The organism is Chloroflexota bacterium, assembly GCA_018825785.1.
In the GTDB taxonomy this organism is placed as follows: Bacteria; Chloroflexota; Dehalococcoidia; order JACVQG01; family JAHKAY01; genus JAHKAY01.
On record JAHKAY010000018.1, the window covers coordinates 1 to 17625 of the forward strand.

Sequence of the window (17625 nt, forward strand, 5' to 3'; positions counted from 1 at the left end):
GAGCCAGAGGATATCAATGAACTGAACCGGTGGTTCCAGCATTACCTCCACGTCTACAACACTGAGCGGCCCCATATGGGGCTTAATATGCAAAGACCAAAGGAGGCCATCGCCCTGTACCAAAAGTCGTGAACCATTACAGTTCCCTTGAAATGGACAGGCAGTTGTGTTAGTCTAGAACTCTATTTGAAGGGAAGGGGTGGTCATGCCTGTAATCCATTTCATAGATGTGACCAACCGGGATGCTGTCCAGGCCTCCCGGATTAAGCTGGCTAAACTCCAGAAGACGATGGTCAATATCTACCTTGGCCAGCTGGGAATCTATCAGTCAGAGTTTGCCTTTCCCTACACCCGGCATGAATACAACTATATTCGGGCCAACCTGGAACTGGCCGCCATGGGGGCCATGGGCAACCTTATTCTGGAGGGGTGGTGCCGGGCCCTGGGGCAGGATGTGACCTCCTGCCTCCCCACCGGCGTGGAGCACCTGAACCTTTCCATCTCTACCTCCGACCAGATGATCCAGCACAAGTTCAAGGGAAAACTGGACCGGGCCCAGGTCATCCGGGAGATGGTGGAGGCGGTAACCTCCGCCCGCCACTCCGGCATCAAGACCCTGGGGGTAAATGCCGAGGACGCCTCCCGAACGGACATGGGCTACCTTATCGAGTTTGCCCAGGCTGCGAAAGAGGCGGGGGCAGACCGCCTCCGCTACTGCGATACCGTGGGCTATCATACCCCACTCTCCATCTATGAACGGGTCAGGACCCTGGCAGAGAAGGTCCAGATACCCATTGAGCTCCACTGCCATAACGACCTCGGCATGGCGGTGGCCAACTCGGTGGCCGGGGCCAAGGCAGCCCTGGATGGCGGTGTGGACGCCTACATCAATACCTGCATCAACGGCATGGGGGAAAGGGCTGGCCAGGCGGACCTCCTATCCTGCATCCTGGCGGTGAAGTTTGCCCGGGGGATGGACAACTACCCCATAGGAGACAATCTCAACCTCAAAGTAGCCAGCCGCCTGGCCCGTTACGTTTCCTGTGCTTTCGGTGTCCCCATCCCCATCAACCAGCCGGGTGTGGGGGCCAATGCCTTTGCCCACGAGTCGGGCATCCACGCCGATGGTGCTCTCAAGGACCGCCGCAACTACGAGCTCTATGACCCCGACTTCCTGGGACTGGATGAGGAAGACAAGGTCCCCGTGGGGCGCGTCATCACCACCGGAGAATACGGCGGCATGGCGGGGTTCAAGTATGTCTATGGCCGTCTGGGGATCACCTTCCCCGATGAGAAGCTAGCAGAAAAGGTCCTAGACCTGGTGCGCTACGCCAACCTTCACACCCAGCTACCCCTCACCGACGATGAACTTAGGCTCATCGCCCGATATCCTGAACAGATAAGACAAATCCTCACCATCACCCCCTGAAGCTGGCCCGTTACAGCAGGAGAGAAGTGAACCCCTTTGAATTCGGCCTTACGGGCGGACTGGAGATTCTCGTTATCCTCCTGCTGGCCTTTCTGGTAATTGGCCCGGGGAGAGTCATCCGCGCGGCAAGATGGGTGAGTAACCTCGGGAAGCGGGCCCGGAACATCGGCTCGGGGGCCCAGGCCACCACGAAATCCGATAGGCCGAAGAAACAGGACAGACTGCCTGCGAAACCAAAAAGGTCGGTTCGGAGCTAACCCAGGACCTGCCCGACATGACGCGGAAGAGAAGAGGTCAGAAAAAGGGTTGACCCCGGCCTAGGCTTTTTCCTCCTCGTCCCGCCGCTCCCAGATGGGGATGGTGAAGCGGTCGATGAATTCCTTCCGGCTCTCCATCAAGAAGCGTTCCATTTCCTGACGGGCCTTCCCGGCCATCTGCCTCAGGTCCCCCAGGTCCACCTCCAAGCCCAGGAACTGGGCCAGGGCCTCCACCACCACCAGGGAGGCGGCGGGATTTTCTACCTGGGGCGCGAAACGCGGGGTCTCACCCAAAAGACAAATGGTCTCCAGCCCCCTTTCCCGTGCCACCGCCAGCAGCAGGCCGTTCATCCCCGCCACGTAGAAGTCCCCCTTGAGGACCACCCCATACTTCTGGAGCTCCTCGGCCATTTGGGGAGAGGAAGCGGCCCCCCACACCCGGGGCTGCTCTGGGAACTCTGGGACCAGGGCTGCCGCCAGGGTGATAACCCTCTCCACGCCCAGCCTCTCCCCCACCTCCAGCACCCGGCAGGCGAAATCGTAGGCGTGATGGGAGGGCTGAGCCTCCCCTGTGAAAAAGACCAGGTCGCCACGACGTTGTGGGTGGCGCCAGTAGTGGAACTTGTTCTGGGGGAAACGGGGGGGCTGGATGAGATTCCCCTCTATGAACACCCCCCCCACCTCAGAGTAAGGCATGGGGTCTATCTCGGCAAACTCCACCGCCTCCAGCTTCTCTCGCAGGTAGGCCACCCCCTGCAAGGCTACCTGTCCCATCCCCGGCCAGGCCGCTACCAGGGATGGCCTGTGGAGCTGTGGTTCCTCATAAATGCGGATTGTCTCCATCACTTGACCCTGGCTATCTCCTCCTGGAGCCGGGAGAGCTCGCCCCCGAATTCCCAGCCCAGTTTGGTCTGTACCTCATGCCAGCGCTGCTGGAACTCGGCCGACCTCTCCACATCCAGCCGCTGGTGAGTAGGCAACGACTGCTGGGCCAGGGCCTGCTGTGCCTGGGCCCGCCGCACGGTCGCCTCCAGCTCCTTCTTCAAGTCTTCGTGGGACTTTATGACGACCCTCTCATACTGGGCAAAGAGGCTGCCCAACCGGGCGGCGATGTGGGAGACCTGGCTCTTGTTCTTCTTCAGCATCTTGAGGCCCTCCATAGCCCGATTGGCCTCCCGGCGTAGCCGACCGTTGCGGGGGAGGGCGAGGTTGGAAATAAGGGTGGCCTCCACCCCGGCCTGGATATACTTCCGCTTTCCCTGGGAGAACTCCTCCAGGGCCTTCACCAGGTCGTAATCCTCCTCTTTGAGATACCTGGCGGCTATCTTCGCCCCCTCGGGCTGGAGTTCCAGTTCCAGGGCCTTCTCCTCGGTTACCTCTACCTTTTCTGCCCTCTCCCAGGCCCGCTCAAAGGCACTCTTCATCTCACCCATGGTGGGGCAATTATATCACCTTCCCGCCCCCGACCGGCAGAGCGCGAAAGGCTCCGAAGACCGGAAGACAACACCCCCGAGCCGCCCAAGAGGGCATATGCGAACGTGGTTTCAAATTCTGTTCAAGAAGATCGTGCAGAAGTCCCTTTGAGATCGGGGATCCATGTGGTATGGTAGTGATGAGCCCTCCGGTGCGCTTGGGCCACCTTACCAGCCAGGTAAGGACCCCGAAAAGCCGGAGGGCTCGTCGTTACCATGGTAATGACTCCGAAGCAGCGCTGTCAATGGCCCTCAACAATACCGGCCAGTATTGTGCCTGGATTCTTTCTGGGTCAAGGCTCCGGTTGACTAACGGGAAGGGGGGGAGTACAATAAATGCGTATCTGAGGGAAGGAGACGGCGATGAGAGAGCAGGTGGAAAAGGTGCTGGAGCAGATAAGGCCCTTCCTCAGGGCCGATGGGGGGGATGTGGAGCTGGTGGAGGTGAAGGAAGGGGTGGTAAGGGTCCGGCTCCAGGGGGCCTGCTCTGGCTGCCAGATGTCCCTCGTCACCCTCAAGGACGGAATTGAGCGCATCCTCAAAAGGGAAGTCCCCCAGGTCAAAGAGGTCCTGGCAGTAGAGTAAGGGTTATTCTTTTTCGAGCTCAAAGGCCCGGTGGAGGGCGCGGATGGCGTCCTTGACCCGGGCCTCTTCAATTATACAGGTAATCCTGACCTCCGAGGTGGTGATGAGCTGGATGTTTATCCCCTCCGAGGCCATGGTGCGGAACATCCGGGCGGCGAAGCCCGGGGTGTTCTGCATCCCGGTGCCCACGATGCTCACCTTTCCCAGCCGGGTATCACTGCTTGCCTCCCGTGCCTTCATCTCCCGGGCCACAGGCTGAACTATCTCCAGGGCCTTCTTCAGGTCCCCACGGCTGACAGTAAAGGTGAGGTCGGTGATGCCCTGGAGGCTGGCATTCTGGACAATGGTGTCCACGCTGATGCCGGCCTGGGCCAGGGGCTCCAAGAGAGCGGCGGCTATGCCGGGCTGGTCGGGGACCCCCACCACCGTTATCTTGGCCACATCCAGGTCATGAGCTATGCCGCGAACCTTATTCCTTACCTCCATTGAAACTCCTCCATGTATCAAAGTGCCAGGGGCGTTGGTGAAACTGGAGGCCACCAGGATAGGGATATTGTAGAGCTCCCCCAGCTCCACGGCCCTGGAGTGCATCACCCTGGCCCCCCAGCTGGCCATCTCCAGCATCTCCTCATACCCAATCTCGGAGAGGCGACGGGCCTCCGGGACAACCCGGGGGTCGGCGGTGTGGACCCCCTCTACATCAGTGTATATCTCACAGCGCTCGGCCCCGAGGGCGGCCGCCAGGGCCACGGCGGTGGTATCGGAGCCGCCCCGGCCCAGGGTGGTGATATCCATGTCCCTGTTGATGCCCTGGAAGCCGGCCACCACCACCACCCTCCCCCCCTCCAGTTCCTTCCTCAGGCGGTGGGCCTCCACTGCCAGGATGCGGGACCGCCCGTGCCGGGCGTCGGTCCAGATGCCCGCCTGGGACCCGGTCAGGCTTATGGCGGGCACCTTCATGGCATTGAGGGCCAGGGACACCAGGGCCGAGGAAACAACCTCCCCCGTCGATAGGAGGAGGTCCAACTCCCTCTCTTCCGGCTCTGGGGCAACCTCATGGGCCAGGTCAGCGAGCTGGTCAGTGCTGTCCCCCATGGCTGAGACCACCACCACCACCTGATGTCCCTGCTCGCGGGCCCGGGCAATCTTCCGGGCCACATGCTTTATCCGCTGGGCATCGGCGACGGAGGTACCACCATATTTATGCACGATCAATGACATTTCAGACCTCACTCCTCCTTCCAGGGTCTTTCCTCCGCGCCCCTGAGGCTGGGCCGGGTGATAAGGGAACGCCCCCCCACACCAGCCCCCGCCGCCGCTTTCTCCAGGGCACGGGCTATCTCAGGGGCCCTCTCTTCCCCATCGGTGAAGGCCAGGATGCTAGAGCCTGCCCCGGAGAGGAATACCCCCCGGGCCCCCGCCTGGAGGGCAGCGTCAAAAAGCCTCCCCATAGCTGGGAAAAGGGCCTGGCGGGCCGGCTGGTGGAGGCGGTCCTGGGTCCCTGGGCCCAGGTACTCCAGCTCCCCCGTCACCAGGGCGCGGACCAGGAAAGCCACCCGGGCCAGATTGAAAACCGCGTCCTCCCGGGAGACCTGGGGGGAAAGGAGCACCCGGGCTTTCCTGGTAGGCATCTGAAACTCAGGAATAAAGAGCACCGCAAGGAGTGCGGTGGGCAGAGGCAGAGAGGCCCGGATGAACTCATCCCCGTCCCTGGCCACCGCCTGACAGCCGCCAAAGAGGGCCGGGGCCACATTGTCGGGGTGGCCCTCCATTACTGCCCCTTGGGCCAGGAGCTCTTCCCGGGATAATGGCTCCCCCAGGAGGAGATTCCCCGCCACCATCCCCCCCACTACTGCCGCCGCACTGGAACCCAGACCCCGCCCCGGCGGGACGCGGTTCCTGGCAAATATCCTGAGCCCCGGTACCACCGCCCCCGCCCTCTCAAAGACCGCCGCCAGGCCCCGATAGACCAGGTTCCTCCTGTCCTGAGGGAGGCTTTCGGCCCCATAACCCTCCAGGGAGAACTCAAGCCCCCGCCCCGCCTCCACTGCCACCTCATTGAAAAGCTCCAGCGCCATCCCCAGGCAATCAAAGCCCGGGCCCAGGTTGGCCGTGGTGGCGGGTACACTCACCCGCACCCTTTCCCTCATTTGACGCCCCATTATACCAATGTCACCTTCCTCCCTGTCAACGCATTCAACCAGGGTTTTATGAGGAATCCCCGGAGACCCCGCCCTTGCCCTCCCGCGCCCCAGCCCCTATAATGCCCCCACCGGGGAGTGGCGCAGGGTGGTAACGCGCAGCGTTCGGGACGCTGAGAATTATGATAAGGCATTGACGGGGAGTAGCTCAGCCCGGTAGAGCGCTTGGTTCGGGACCAAGAGGCCGGGGGTTCAAGTCCCCCCTCCCCGATTGCAGCTTTCAGAATTCCCCAGAATCGCTTCCGTCCCCCTCCCGCGATGACGGGGTATAGGGTCAGGCCTGGTTTTCAATGGTGGCGTCCGGGATGAGGAGTTCTCTATCCTTTTGAAATACAGGCTTCTTTCTACCTTTCGGTTTGTGCGCTCAGGCAACACTCACGAACTGCTTGGGGCTTGACAAAATGCTACCCGGGCGCTAGGGTTCAGCTTATCGGTTGACCAGGGCAAAGGAGGAATGAAATAAGACAGCGCGCGTCAATGCTCTCCACGCTTTCTCAGCTCTTGCCAATTGTTCTCCTGTTGATTGGAGCTGTACTTGGCTGTGGACGCCCAACCGCGCGCACAGCGACCCCCTCGGTTACAAATACACCCGCCTCAACACAAACGCCCACGCCGACTTCTGGACCTGCGCCGGGTGCTACCCCCATTCCGACACCCGTGCCAGGGCCTGCGACTACGCCTATGCCCGGTCCCGTTGCAGCCTGGACCCACCAGTTCGGCTCCCCCGCTTGGGATAGGGCAAACGGGGTGACCGTAGACAGACAAGGGAACATCATCGTGGCGGGCGCTACACAGGGCGCCCTGCCCGGTCAGACCCTGGGCGGCGACTGGGATGCCTATCTGAAGAAGCTCAGCCCAGCCGGAGCCGAGCTATGGACCCGCCAGTTCACAAACTCGGTTTCGGTTGGGGTCTTGGCATTGACGGCGGATGCAACAGGGAACATCATTGCGGTGGGCCACACTGTGGGCCCTCTGCCCGGCCAGACCGGAGCTGGCGTGGATGACGCCTATGTGCGGAAGCTCAGCCCGGCGGGCACGGACCTATGGACCCACCAATTCGGCTCTGCCGCCGGGGAGTGGGCCTTTGGGGTGGCTTTGGACGCGTCTGGGAACATCGCCGTCGTGGGCGCCACAGATGGCGCCTTCCCAGGCCAGACCAATGCTGGCTACGAGGATGCCTGGGTGCGGAAGCTCAGCCCGGCCGGCGCCGAGCTGTGGACCCGCCAGTTCGGCTCACCCGATTTGGACAGGGCTAGTGGGGTGGCGGTGGACGCGTCAGGGAATATCATCCTGGCAGGCCGTACACAGGGCGCCCCCCTCGAAGTGGACCCGGTGGAGGAAGGCATTACCGCGGCTGGCGACACGAAAGGTGCTCTGCCCGGGCATGTCCCGGCTGGCTCCTCGGACGCCTTTGTGCGGAAGCTCAGCCCTGAGGGGGTTGAGCTGTGGACCCACCAGTTCGGCTCCCCCAATTTTGCTGAGGCTTCTGCGGTGGCAGTGGATGGGACAGGAAACATCATCGTGGTGGGCCACATAGTGGGCGACCTCCCCGGCCAGACCCAGGTCGGCTACGACGACGCCTTTGTGCGGAAGCTCAGCCCGGCGGGCGCAGAGCTGTGGACCATCCAGTTCGGCTCCCCCATCTATGCTGGGGCTTTGGCGGTGGCGGTGGACGGGACAGGAAACATCATCGTGGCAGGCCACACATTGGGCGTCCTTCCTGGCCAGACCCGGGCTGGCCTCAATGACGCCTTTGTGCGGAAGCTCAGCCCGGCAGGAGACGAACTGTGGACTATCCAATTCGGCTCCCCCAATAGGGATGGTGCTACTGGGGTGGCAGTAGATGCGGCAGGAAACATCATCGTGGCGGGTGAAGCGCATGGCGCCCTGCCCGGCCAGACCTATGCTGGCCTCGGGGATGGCTTCGTCATCGCCCTGAGCCCCGAGGCCCCATTGGCTCCTCAGCCAACAAGAATCAGCGTAGTCTTTCACCCGGACTTTCACCAGGTCTATTCTTCAGCAAACGAGGCTTTCGCGCCAGGGAGAATGGCATCTATCACAAGAGAGCTTGAGGGCTTCTACGATTTCGTTGAACCCGAACCAGCCAGCGAAGAGGACCTGAGAAGGGTCCATACACAACAGCATATCGACTCCGTCAAACTGAACCCCAAGCTTTATGATATTGCGCGCCGGGCAGCTGGCGGAGCGATTTTGGCCGGTGAGCTGGCGGCAGCCGGAGAGCCTGCATTTGCCCTCATCACACCACCCAGCCATCATGCGGGTCCTGACAGCTACATCGGCTATTGCTATCTCAACAATGTCGCCGTTGCCATCAGGAAACTGATTGATGAAAACAAAATACAAACAGCGCTAGTCATTGACTTCGACTTTCATTTCGGAGAGGGCACGGCGGAGCTATTTCGCGATGACGGAAGGGTGGCCTACTTTTGGCTACCAGTCGAAGGGAATAGGACTCAACAACTTGCAGCCCTGGAAGAATATCTCAGGCAAGCGACTAATTATGACATTCTAGCAGTATCGGCTGGCTTTGATAGAGCAAGAGAAGAACGGGGTGGGGTATTCGAAACTGAAGACTACACTACTATTGGCAGATTGCTCAAGGGAACTGCAGAGAGAAACTCTCAGGGACGAAGATTTGCCGCCTTAGAAGGAGGCTATAACCACCAAGTCTTGGGCAAGAACGTAAAGGCTTTCCTGCAAGGCTTTCAATAGGAATCAGACCTCAGAGATTGTTGTCAATCACCAGGAATGAGACACTTTGGAACCCGGGACATGGGTATGGTCTCCAGGGGGTGTTGCGGCTACCTGAGGGTCTGGTCATAGAGTTTTCAGTCCTTGACGACCCGGGCCCTCATCTCCCTTCTATGCCGTAGGACCTGCGCCTCAATCCCCGGAGCACACCGGCGGGCGTCACATCACTCAGCGTTCACAGGGGCCTGCTTCAGACTCCGTCCACCGGTATGCTGGTGGTGCCCCAGCCTGCTGTTCCCCGGTTACGGAACTGCCCGGTCACCGTGTGCTCAGCGGCCCCCTCCCCCCTTGTCCCTCGACCCCACGCCACTCAGAGCGCAAAACCCTGAACCCGACGAGGCTCCACCAGCCCCCCCCAACTCTGAGCTACCCGGTTCAGGCCCACCCCCCCGGCTCCTCACGATGTTACAACAACGTTACATCCCTTTACCAAAGTAATACCCTCGGAGCCCTTGACAAAATGAAATAGTGCGTGTAGACTCGTGTCATATGGTTGTAATGTACATTGTACTCATCCTACAACAGAAGGAGGTTAAGATGAGGAAGTCGGCAGGGTTCACGCTGATAGAGCTAATGGTGGTGATGGCCATCATGGCCATACTGGTGGGGGTGGTGCTCCCCGGGGTGACAGGGGTTGGACTGACCGGGAAGTTGACGGGGAGGGATGCAGAGATAAAGGAGATACAGCAGGCGGTCCAGAGGTTCAACACCGATACTGCCCTCTGGCCCACCTCAAGTGGCAATTTGCCCTCCGCGGCCCTGGTCACCACGGCAGCTACAACAACCATGCTCTCGGTCATAGACTTTGACTCTGCTCCTGTCGGGACCACCAAGGTGTTGTACCCGGACTACATGATGAAGGTCCCGGAGCACGCCACCGACACAGTGGCCACCGATGCTGGCGGCACCAGGACGGTAAATGCTTCAGCGACCGCCGCCAACCCCATCACCCAGGGCGACGGAACAGTCCTGACCCTGGCCGCGAGCCAGTCCTTCAACGGGGCCTATGTCCTGGACAGGAACGGCAGGGTGTGGGCCCTCATCAATGCCGTTGAGTACTAAGAGGGCTTGAGATGAAGAGAATCAGCGGCGGTTTTACCCTTGTCGAAATACTGGTGGTGTTGGCCCTCATCGGGGTGCTGGCTCTGGTGGTGGTGCCCAACCTCGGGGGGCTGGTGGGGAGGGGCGCGGAGCAGGGCTACAACTCCGACCGGAGCGCCATCCAGGCTGCCGTGGACTCCTACTACACCGACCCCACCACCAGAGTGGGCGGGCAAAGGCAGTATCCTACCAAGAGCGGGGCGGGCACCAACCCCACCTACAGCGCCGGTACCTGGAGCAGCGACGGGGGGTTCATCTATTTTGACAAGATAGTAGCCGACGGCTATATGAGCGATGCCCCCGCCTCGGGGGGCTACCAGAACCGGGTGAGTACCGGCCCCGACACCTTCGGCACGGGCTCCTACAACTGGTATACGGACCCCAGCGGCAGGGTGAAGGCCTGGTACTGGCCCACGCCAACTCCTACTCCAGGCACACCGGAATCGGGCTACAAGTCGGGGGTATTCCCCTAATCCTGCGAATAGAGGGTGGGACCCGGGCATAGGTCTGAGGTCCCACCCTTTCATAGCCTGAAAGTACCATTCCAATCCGTAGACGAAGTGAGGAGGACTATGGTAGCATCAGCCCGCAAGATGGAAAAGATAACGGTCTTCCTGGTGGACAGCCAGGGCCTCTTCCGTCAGGGAGTGAAGCTGGCCCTGAACCAGACACAAGATATTGAGGTGGCGGGGGAGGCGGACCTCAGCGATGAGGTCCCGGAGCTTATCCAGACCTTCTCCCCACACATCGTCCTGATGGATGCCAACCCGCCCTTCCTGGACGGGCTGGACCTGGCCAGGCGCATAACCCAGCGCTGCCCCACCGTCTCGGTCATCGCCCTCACCTCCCATGAAGACGATGATGAGTTCTTCCAGGCCATCCGTTCCGGAGCGGCGGCCTACCTGGGAAAGAGGGCCGGCGCCGAGGAGCTGGCGGAGACCATCCGCCGGGTCCACCGGGGGGAATACCCCATCAATGACTCCCTCCTGGTCCGGCCCCGGGTGGCCCAGCAGGTCCTGCGCCAGTTCCAGAGCCTCTCCCTTATGGGCAAAAGGGCGGAGGCCCTGGCCGCCCCCCTCTCCCCCCGGGAGCTGGAGATACTGACCTACATTGCCCAGGGCTTCCAGAACAAGCAGATCGCCCATACCCTGGCCATCAGCGAGCAGACCATCAAAAACCACATCACCTCCATCCTGAGGAAACTGGATGCTAATGACCGCACCCACGCCGTAGTCCTGGCCATACGCCAGGGGTGGATTTCTGTGGAGGGCAAACCTAAGACCCCCCAGTCAAAGCCATCCCAGGAAAACACGGCGTATTCTATGGGGAACCCGGAATAGTAGCTGTGGAGGTCCGAGATGAAAGTCCTGGTTATTGACGACTCACCCGAGGTAACGGAAGCGGTAGCCCTCTGCTTTGAGCTCCGCTGGCCCCACAGCACCATCGTCTCCGCCCTCACCGGGAACAAAGGGGTTGACCTGGTAGAGGCAGAAAGCCCGGACATGGTCATACTGGATATCGGCCTGCCTGATATTGACGGCTTTGAGGCCTGTCGCCAGATTAGGGCCTTCTCCGAGACCCCCATCATCATGCTCACGGTGCGGGACAGGGATGTGGACATCGCCCGGGGGCTGGAGCTGGGGGCCGATGACTACATCACCAAGCCCTTCAGCCACATTGAGCTCCTGGCCCGGGTCCAGGCGGTGCTGCGCCGGGCCCAGATGCTCCCCTCTGGCTCAGGCGAGCCCCCTTTCCAGGCAGATGAACTGTGGATAGACTTCAACAGCCGCGAGGTGAAGGTGAAAGGGGAGACCGTCAAGCTCACCCCCACGGAATACAGCCTCCTCTACCACCTGGTGAAGAACGCCGGGCGCGTGCTCACCCACCGCACCCTCCTGGCCAAGGTCTGGGGCCCGGAGTATACCGATGCCACCAACTACCTCAAGGTCCACATCCAGCACGTAAGGCAGAAGCTGGGGGACGATGCCAACTCTCCCCGCTACATCCTCACCGAGCACGGGGTGGGCTACCGCTTTGCCAAGTCCAACGCGGGATAGTTTGCCCGTGGATCCGGAGCCACCAGACCACCAACGCCACCCCGCCAGAAAAGGACCGCTGGCAAAGCATGTCCTCTTTACCAAATCTTCACCAGAGCTATACGAGCGAGGTTCGCCCCTTAACCCCCTTCTTGACGCGGAGGTGGTAGGGTGGAGGCAATCGGGGGAAACCCGAATTGAAAGGGGGTTAGCTAGCAAATGAACAGATACCGGTGGCCCATCGCCCTCATGGTACTGGCCTCAGCCCTGGCCGTCGCCCTGCTTGTCCCGGCCTCGGCCCTGGCCGCCAAGCCCACAGCTTTTGAGGCATCTGGAGCCGCAGCCATAACGGGTCCTTTTGCCCAGTGACCAAGCCCTTCGACCGAGGACCCAACCCGGTGGCGTGTTGTCCACGCGGCGGATGAGCCTGTGGACGGTGCTATTGGAACTTCCAACTGGGATGCGTTGCCTGCTGGAAGCGTGCTCACCACTCTGCACGATGGTCAGATAGCCCTGAGACCCGAGGGGTACTTTGCGGGAAGCCTGCGCGGGACATTTACCCTCTACGCCCCCGGAGGCACCCTCAGCGGGAATATGAGCGGGAGGGTGTCTGGCCGGGCTGTTCCGGGTGAGGACTACATCTCTGACTCCGGCACCTGGACATCAACCACCGGCACAGGGGCCCTTGCCAAGACGAAGGCCGGTGGCACCTGGGACGCCTACCTTGTCTGGGATGACGTTGCGGGAACCTATGTGGGGACCATAACCATAAGGGGAACACACCAGTAGGGCAAGAGGGAAAAGGGAGAATTATCGTCCTCAAGGGGGGCTGGCCGGGGGGCCCCGGCCGGCCCACCCTTTTGGGCCATCAGGAATTTTATGAACATGTTTGAAGTGGGAGAATAGGGTTGAGCAAGGGGCTGATGAGGCTCTACTTTGACGGGGTCTATAACCGGGCCTATGACCTGACGGTGGCCCGGCTCTCCCCATACCGCCGCCTCCAGGCCCGCTGTCTAGACAAGCTGGAACTCAGCGGTGACAAGTCCATCCTCTGTGTTGGGCTAGGCACCGGCAATGAGGTCCTGGGCATCCTGGCAAGGAACGGCACAGGCCACCTGAGCCTTACAGGGGTGGATATCTCCATGAGCGGCCTGGACCGGGCATCCAGGAAGGCCCAGGGCAGGGGCAAGCATATGTCTGCTCTGCGGATGGACGCCCACCGCCTGGGCTTCAGCGACGGGAGCTTTGATGTGGTCATCTGCCTCCACCTGATGGGCTTTCTGGAGGACGACGCCAGGGCCACCCGGGAGGTCTTCCGGGTACTGAGGGGGGGTGGGCAGTTTGTCATCACCTATCCTTCGGGGAGGGGAGGGCCGGGGCTGGCCGGGGAGATATGGCATGGCGTCTGGGGAAAGCTCCGGGCGGGGAAATACACCCAGGCCATGGGGGAATGCCTGGCCGGTATCGGTGCGGGAATGCTGTATATGCCGGCAAGTCTCTGGGTCAGGCCAAAACAGGGCTTCTACTCGCTCTCTGACCTGAAAGCCCTCTTATCCTCCTTCACGCCCGGGGGCTGCTCCATAGAAGAGGACCCCGTATATCAGGACTTCATCGTCTACGGTAGAAAGTGAGGAGAAACATGCTTGCAGAGGACAGGTTCTTCCAGACCGACAACACTGAGGAGATATGGCGACGGTACTGCGGCTTCCTTGACCTCTCCCTTACTGAGTTCATGGAGACCCAGAGGCACCTTCTGATGGAGCAGGTCAAGCTGGTAGCCAACAGCCCCCTGGGCAAAGCGCTTATGAAGGGCCGAAAGCCAGGCTCGGTGGAGGAGTTCCGCCAGACAGTGCCTTTGACAACATATGAGGACTATATCCCCTACATAGGGAAGTGCCAGGAGGACGCCCTGGTAGAGAAGCCCCTCTTCTGGTGTCATACTGCAGGAAGGGGTGGAAACTTCAAGTGGATACCATATACTGCCAGCGCCTTTGAGAGGATATCTCGCTATGCGATGGCAGGGGGTATTCTGGCCTCGGCCGATTCAAAAGGGGACGTGAACCTGAGGCCCGGGGCCAGGCTCCTCCTCAATATTGCCTCCAGGCCCTACGCCTCCGGTTCCCTCATGTTCCACCTGGCCGACTATTTCACCTATCGCCCCATCCCCCCCCTGCCCCAAGCGGAGGCCATGGAGTTCCAGCAGAGGATTGAGGCCGGCTTTGGGCTTGCCCTTCGGGAAGGGGTGGACTTCATCTTCTCCATGAGCAGCGTCCTGGCCAAGATTGCCGAGGGCTTTGTGGAGCAGGAGAAGAAGTTGAAGTTCTCGCCTTCCATGCTCCACCCGGCGGTGTCCACCCGCCTGGCCTGGGCCTGGCTTGTAAGCCGCATGGAGAGAAGGAAGGTCCTGCCCAAGGACCTGTGGCACGCCAGGGGCATCATCACCTTTGGGGTGGATACCTACATCTACCGGGAGGAAATTGCCCGCTACTGGGGGAAGACGCCCTTTGAAATTTACGGCACGACGGAGATGATCACCAGCGCCATGCAATCCTGGAACAAGAAGGGCATGACCTTTCTCCCCGATGTGGCCTTCTGGGAGTTCATCCCTGAACGGGAGCGCCTGCGCAGCCAGGAGAACGGGGGCCACCAGCCCACCACGGTCCTCCTGGACGAACTCAAGGCAGGGGAACAATACGAGGTGGTCTATACCCATTTCCACGGGATGCCCCTTGTAAGATACAGGATAGGGGACCTTATCAGGGTCCTCTCCCTGGAGGATAGGGAAACGGGGGTCCGCCAGCCCCAGATAACCTTCCAGGCCAGGGCCAGCGAGGTCATAGACCTGGCTGGCCTGACCCAGTTGGACGAGAAGACCGTCTGGAAGGCCCTTGAGGCCACCGGCGTCAGGTACGAAGAGTGGACCGCCCGCAAGGAATATGACCACAATGTCGGTTTCCTCCGCGTGTTTATTGAACTGAAGGGGGACGAGATAGGCCGGGAGCCAGAGATAGAACAGCGGCTGGATGAGCAGCTCAAGGCCCTTGATGTGGACTACCGGGACCTGGAGGGCTGGCTTGGCCTTCAGCCGGTGCGGGTGACCCTGTTGCCCCCGGGCACCTTCGCAAGATATTATGAGGAGAGGAAGAAGGCAGGGGCTGACCTGGTTCACCTGAGACCACCCCACATCAACCCTCCCGAGGTGGTGGTCCAGCAGCTCTTTCAGTTCGCCCATTCCAGGTAGAGCGGGGGGCTCCGGGGAACAAGGGGGCTCGGGGGGATGGTAAGTCCTCTGGCAAACCTTTCCTATCTGTTTCCGCCCCTGGCGGCGGGCATTTTCACCTTCCTTCTCCTGATATTTGCTGTCACCAGGGCGCGTGAGAGCACTGCTCATCGCTTCTTCTCCGCCTTCCTCCTCACCCTGGGGCTGTGGGCCGTCCTTATCTATGTCATGAGGTCCCAACCCTCAACCGAGCAGGCCCTTCTCTGGGACCGCGCGGCGGTGGCGCTGATGATGGTTTCCACCGTCGTCTTCTATCACTTCACACTGGCCTATACCAGACAGGAGAAAAGGAGCTGGGTTAGGCCAGCCAGCCTACTCTATCTCCTTTTCATCGCCACCCTGAGCGCAACCCCCCTCTTCATCCATCACATAGAGCTGAAGAGCTATGGCTATGCCCCTATCTTCGGTATCCCCTTCTACCCCCTGGCCCTTATGGCCTACACCTGGATAGCCCTGGGGGTCTACAACATGCTTCGGGCCTACAAGCGCTCCACAGTTTATGAGGAGAGGAACCGCCTCCTCTACATCGTGGTGGCCACCCTCTTCCCGGTGATAGGGACGCTGTTTGACCTGTTCCCCACCTTCTATCCAATGAGCATCCTGGGCAATCTGGCCTTTTCCATCCTGACCACCGTAGCCATCCGGAGGTATCGCCTCCTGGACATCCAGATGGCCCTCCGCCGGGGACTGGCCTACCTGATAATGAGTGCCCTGGTGGCGCTGCCCTATGTGGGGATAATATTCTTCTTCACCCGGGTCCTGTCTTTTGGTGAAATGAATCCCCTGCTCTACCTGGCCCTGCTCCTCATCCTGGCCTTTTTCCTCCAGCCTCTTTGGAGCCAGATACAGCGGGTAGTGGACCGGTTCTTCTTCCGGGAGAGGTATGATTACTTCAAGGCGCTGGAGGACTTCAGCCAGAGGACCAGGACCATCACCCACCTGGACAGGCTGGCTTCAGAGCTGATCAACCTTATTGTCTCGGCCATGCGGGCCAGCCGGGTATGCCTCCTTCTGCCTTCCGAGAAGGGCAACCTTGTTCCGGTGGCCTACTCGGGGCCTGCAGGCAAAGGAACACCTGTCATATTGATACACCGGGATAGCCCCCTGCTCCTATGGTTGGAGCGGAACGAAGGCTACCTGGAATACCGCAGTTTTGACCTCACCCCTCAACTTCAGGTCCTGACCCCTATGGAGAAGAAGGAGTTGAGGGAGCTGGGGGAGCTATTCATCCCCCTCAAGGTCAGAGAGAAGCTCAGCGGTCTCCTGGTGCTGGGGCCAAAACTTTCCGAGAGCCCCTATACCGGGGAGGATATCCGCTTGCTCTCCATGATAGCCGACCAGACGGCGGTCATTATGGACGACGCTCGCCTTTATGCCCTTGAAAAGGCCCAGGTGGAAGAGCTCCAACGGCTGGATGAGATGAAGACCGAGTTCCTTCAGGTAGTAGCCCACCAGCTCAAGACGCCCATAACCTCTATCAAGGCAGCTACAGGCATGCTTTCGGAGGTGACAGGGGAGTCCGCTATGCGGGAGAGGCTGCTATCAAGCATCGTCCGGGGTGCGGAGGCCTTGGAGAAGCTGGTGACGGATATCCTGGAGTTTGGCAAGATGAAGAGCGGCGTTATTGAACTGCGCCGCGCGCCCGCTGACCTGGGCCGGCTGGTCAGGGATGTGGCCGCCCTTGTCTCCCCGGCCATCAAACGCAAGGAGCAGAACCTTGAGCTGGACCTACCCCCCTCCGGCCCGGTAGCGGTTATTGACGGCCAGCGGTTGGAACAGGCCCTGCTTAATCTCCTGGCCAATGCCAACACCTACACCAGCCTGGGCGGCAACATAGCGGTGCGGCTTCATACGGACGGCGACTCTGTCCGGTTCCAGGTAGAGGACAATGGCCCCGGCATCCCCCAGGAGTACCAGGAAAAGATATTTGAGCCCTATCATCACATCAGAGAGAGCAACGGCCAGCTTCGGGGCGGGACAGGGCTGGGCCTGGCTATCGCCAGGTCCCTGGTAGAGCTCCACGGGGGCAGGCTCTGGGTGGAAAGCACCCCAGGCCAGGGGAGCACCTTCATTTTCACCCTCCCCCTCCAGCCTGACGGAGACCAGCACCAGGCAAAATAGACCTCCCCCAAAAGACCCCCTGCTGGGTCCCCTCAGCGCATCGAAATCCTTCCATGGCCTTTTGGCACCACATAGGATTGCCCGAAAAATCCCCGGGCAGAGGAACCCGAGATTCTGGGCAGCGAATTCTGGGTGGGCGTAGGAAAGAGGTAGCCCTCCACACCTTCCGCCCAAAGGATATAAAGTCCTACCCCTTTACAACACCTTCATCCTTCTTTACGGAAACTTAGCCAAATTTTTGCCCCCGTCCAACACCCTTAACCCCTTCTTTTACCCTCCCCTGCTAATCTTGGTGCAGGTTAGGAGGCAGACGATGATTCAGACAGCAACAGCACCGCCCTTGAAACTGGAGGACCTCTTCACCATTATCC

General features: G+C 60.6%; 18 protein-coding genes and 1 tRNA gene. 15 read left to right on the forward strand and 4 right to left on the reverse strand.

The annotated features are described in order from the left end of the window. The 3 genes from KJ624_03045 to KJ624_03055 all read left to right on the forward strand — a co-directional run. Window positions 1–132 (forward strand): integrase core domain-containing protein (locus KJ624_03045; GenBank protein ID MBU2008818.1); only part of this gene is annotated, 132 nt, incomplete at its 5' end. A gap of 73 nt (window positions 133–205) precedes the next feature. Beyond that, on the forward strand, window positions 206–1429 hold the full coding sequence (locus tag KJ624_03050; GenBank protein ID MBU2008819.1) for a homocitrate synthase: 1224 nt from the start codon (window positions 206–208) through the stop codon (window positions 1427–1429). 26 nt (window positions 1430–1455) lie between these two features. Continuing rightward, window positions 1456–1686: a hypothetical protein gene (locus KJ624_03055; GenBank protein ID MBU2008820.1), complete on the forward strand. Its 231-nt coding sequence runs from the start codon at window positions 1456–1458 to the stop codon at window positions 1684–1686. A gap of 60 nt (window positions 1687–1746) precedes the next feature. Here the strand turns inward: KJ624_03055 and KJ624_03060 are convergent, their stop codons facing one another. Both KJ624_03060 and KJ624_03065 read right to left on the reverse strand, forming a co-directional pair. Next, complete coding sequence (locus tag KJ624_03060) at window positions 1747–2532, reverse strand: PAC2 family protein (protein MBU2008821.1); 786 nt, start codon at window positions 2530–2532, stop codon at window positions 1747–1749. After that, window positions 2529–3119, reverse strand: coding sequence for a hypothetical protein (locus KJ624_03065; protein ID MBU2008822.1), 591 nt, complete (start codon window positions 3117–3119; stop codon window positions 2529–2531). Before KJ624_03065 ends, KJ624_03060 begins: the two co-directional genes overlap by 4 nt. A 402-nt stretch (window positions 3120–3521) precedes the next feature. On the opposite strand from KJ624_03065, the gene KJ624_03070 reads away from it, so the two are divergent. After that, on the forward strand, window positions 3522–3743 hold the full coding sequence (locus KJ624_03070; GenBank protein ID MBU2008823.1) for a NifU family protein: 222 nt from the start codon (window positions 3522–3524) through the stop codon (window positions 3741–3743). Window positions 3744–3746: 3 nt separating this feature from the next. Here the strand turns inward: KJ624_03070 and KJ624_03075 are convergent, their stop codons facing one another. Beyond that, a complete protein-coding gene (locus KJ624_03075) occupies window positions 3747–4964 on the reverse strand; it encodes an aspartate kinase (GenBank protein ID MBU2008824.1) in 1218 nt (405 codons plus the stop codon). 8 nt (window positions 4965–4972) lie between these two features. Beyond that, window positions 4973–5893: a homoserine kinase gene (locus KJ624_03080; GenBank protein MBU2008825.1), complete on the reverse strand. Its 921-nt coding sequence runs from the start codon at window positions 5891–5893 to the stop codon at window positions 4973–4975. Window positions 5894–6081: 188 nt separating this feature from the next. Between KJ624_03080 and KJ624_03085 the strand changes: the two genes are divergently transcribed. The 11 genes from KJ624_03085 (at window position 6082) to KJ624_03135 (ending at window position 17254) form a co-directional block, all read left to right on the forward strand. After that, window positions 6082–6155: transfer RNA gene (locus tag KJ624_03085), tRNA-Pro, on the forward strand. 536 nt (window positions 6156–6691) lie between these two features. After that, the gene (locus tag KJ624_03090; protein MBU2008826.1) at window positions 6692–8677 is read left to right on the forward strand and encodes an SBBP repeat-containing protein; all 1986 of its coding nucleotides are present in this window, start codon (window positions 6692–6694) and stop codon (window positions 8675–8677) included. 576 nt (window positions 8678–9253) lie between these two features. After that, window positions 9254–9778 carry a prepilin-type N-terminal cleavage/methylation domain-containing protein gene (locus KJ624_03095; protein ID MBU2008827.1) on the forward strand — a complete coding sequence of 175 codons (525 nt, stop codon included), beginning with the start codon at window positions 9254–9256 and terminating at the stop codon, window positions 9776–9778. An 11-nt stretch (window positions 9779–9789) separates the two neighbouring features. Beyond that, entirely contained in the window at window positions 9790–10290 is a 501-nt protein-coding gene (locus tag KJ624_03100; GenBank protein ID MBU2008828.1) for a type II secretion system GspH family protein, read from the forward strand. Between the two features lie 120 nt (window positions 10291–10410). Beyond that, window positions 10411–11157, forward strand: coding sequence for a response regulator transcription factor (locus tag KJ624_03105; GenBank protein ID MBU2008829.1), 747 nt, complete (start codon window positions 10411–10413; stop codon window positions 11155–11157). 18 nt (window positions 11158–11175) lie between these two features. After that, complete coding sequence (locus KJ624_03110) at window positions 11176–11874, forward strand: response regulator transcription factor (protein ID MBU2008830.1); 699 nt, start codon at window positions 11176–11178, stop codon at window positions 11872–11874. Window positions 11875–12072: 198 nt separating this feature from the next. Beyond that, entirely contained in the window at window positions 12073–12222 is a 150-nt protein-coding gene (locus tag KJ624_03115; protein MBU2008831.1) for a hypothetical protein, read from the forward strand. A gap of 60 nt (window positions 12223–12282) precedes the next feature. Beyond that, window positions 12283–12642, forward strand: a complete 360-nt coding sequence (locus KJ624_03120) for a hypothetical protein (GenBank protein ID MBU2008832.1) — start codon at window positions 12283–12285, stop codon at window positions 12640–12642. 119 nt (window positions 12643–12761) lie between these two features. Then, on the forward strand, window positions 12762–13484 hold the full coding sequence (locus KJ624_03125; GenBank protein ID MBU2008833.1) for a class I SAM-dependent methyltransferase: 723 nt from the start codon (window positions 12762–12764) through the stop codon (window positions 13482–13484). 8 nt (window positions 13485–13492) lie between these two features. After that, window positions 13493–15094 (forward strand): GH3 auxin-responsive promoter family protein, encoded by a 1602-nt coding sequence (locus KJ624_03130; GenBank protein MBU2008834.1) that lies wholly within the window; start codon window positions 13493–13495, stop codon window positions 15092–15094. A gap of 36 nt (window positions 15095–15130) precedes the next feature. Beyond that, window positions 15131–17254, forward strand: a complete 2124-nt coding sequence (locus KJ624_03135) for a hypothetical protein (GenBank protein ID MBU2008835.1) — start codon at window positions 15131–15133, stop codon at window positions 17252–17254. The last annotated feature ends 371 nt before the right edge of the window (window positions 17255–17625 follow it).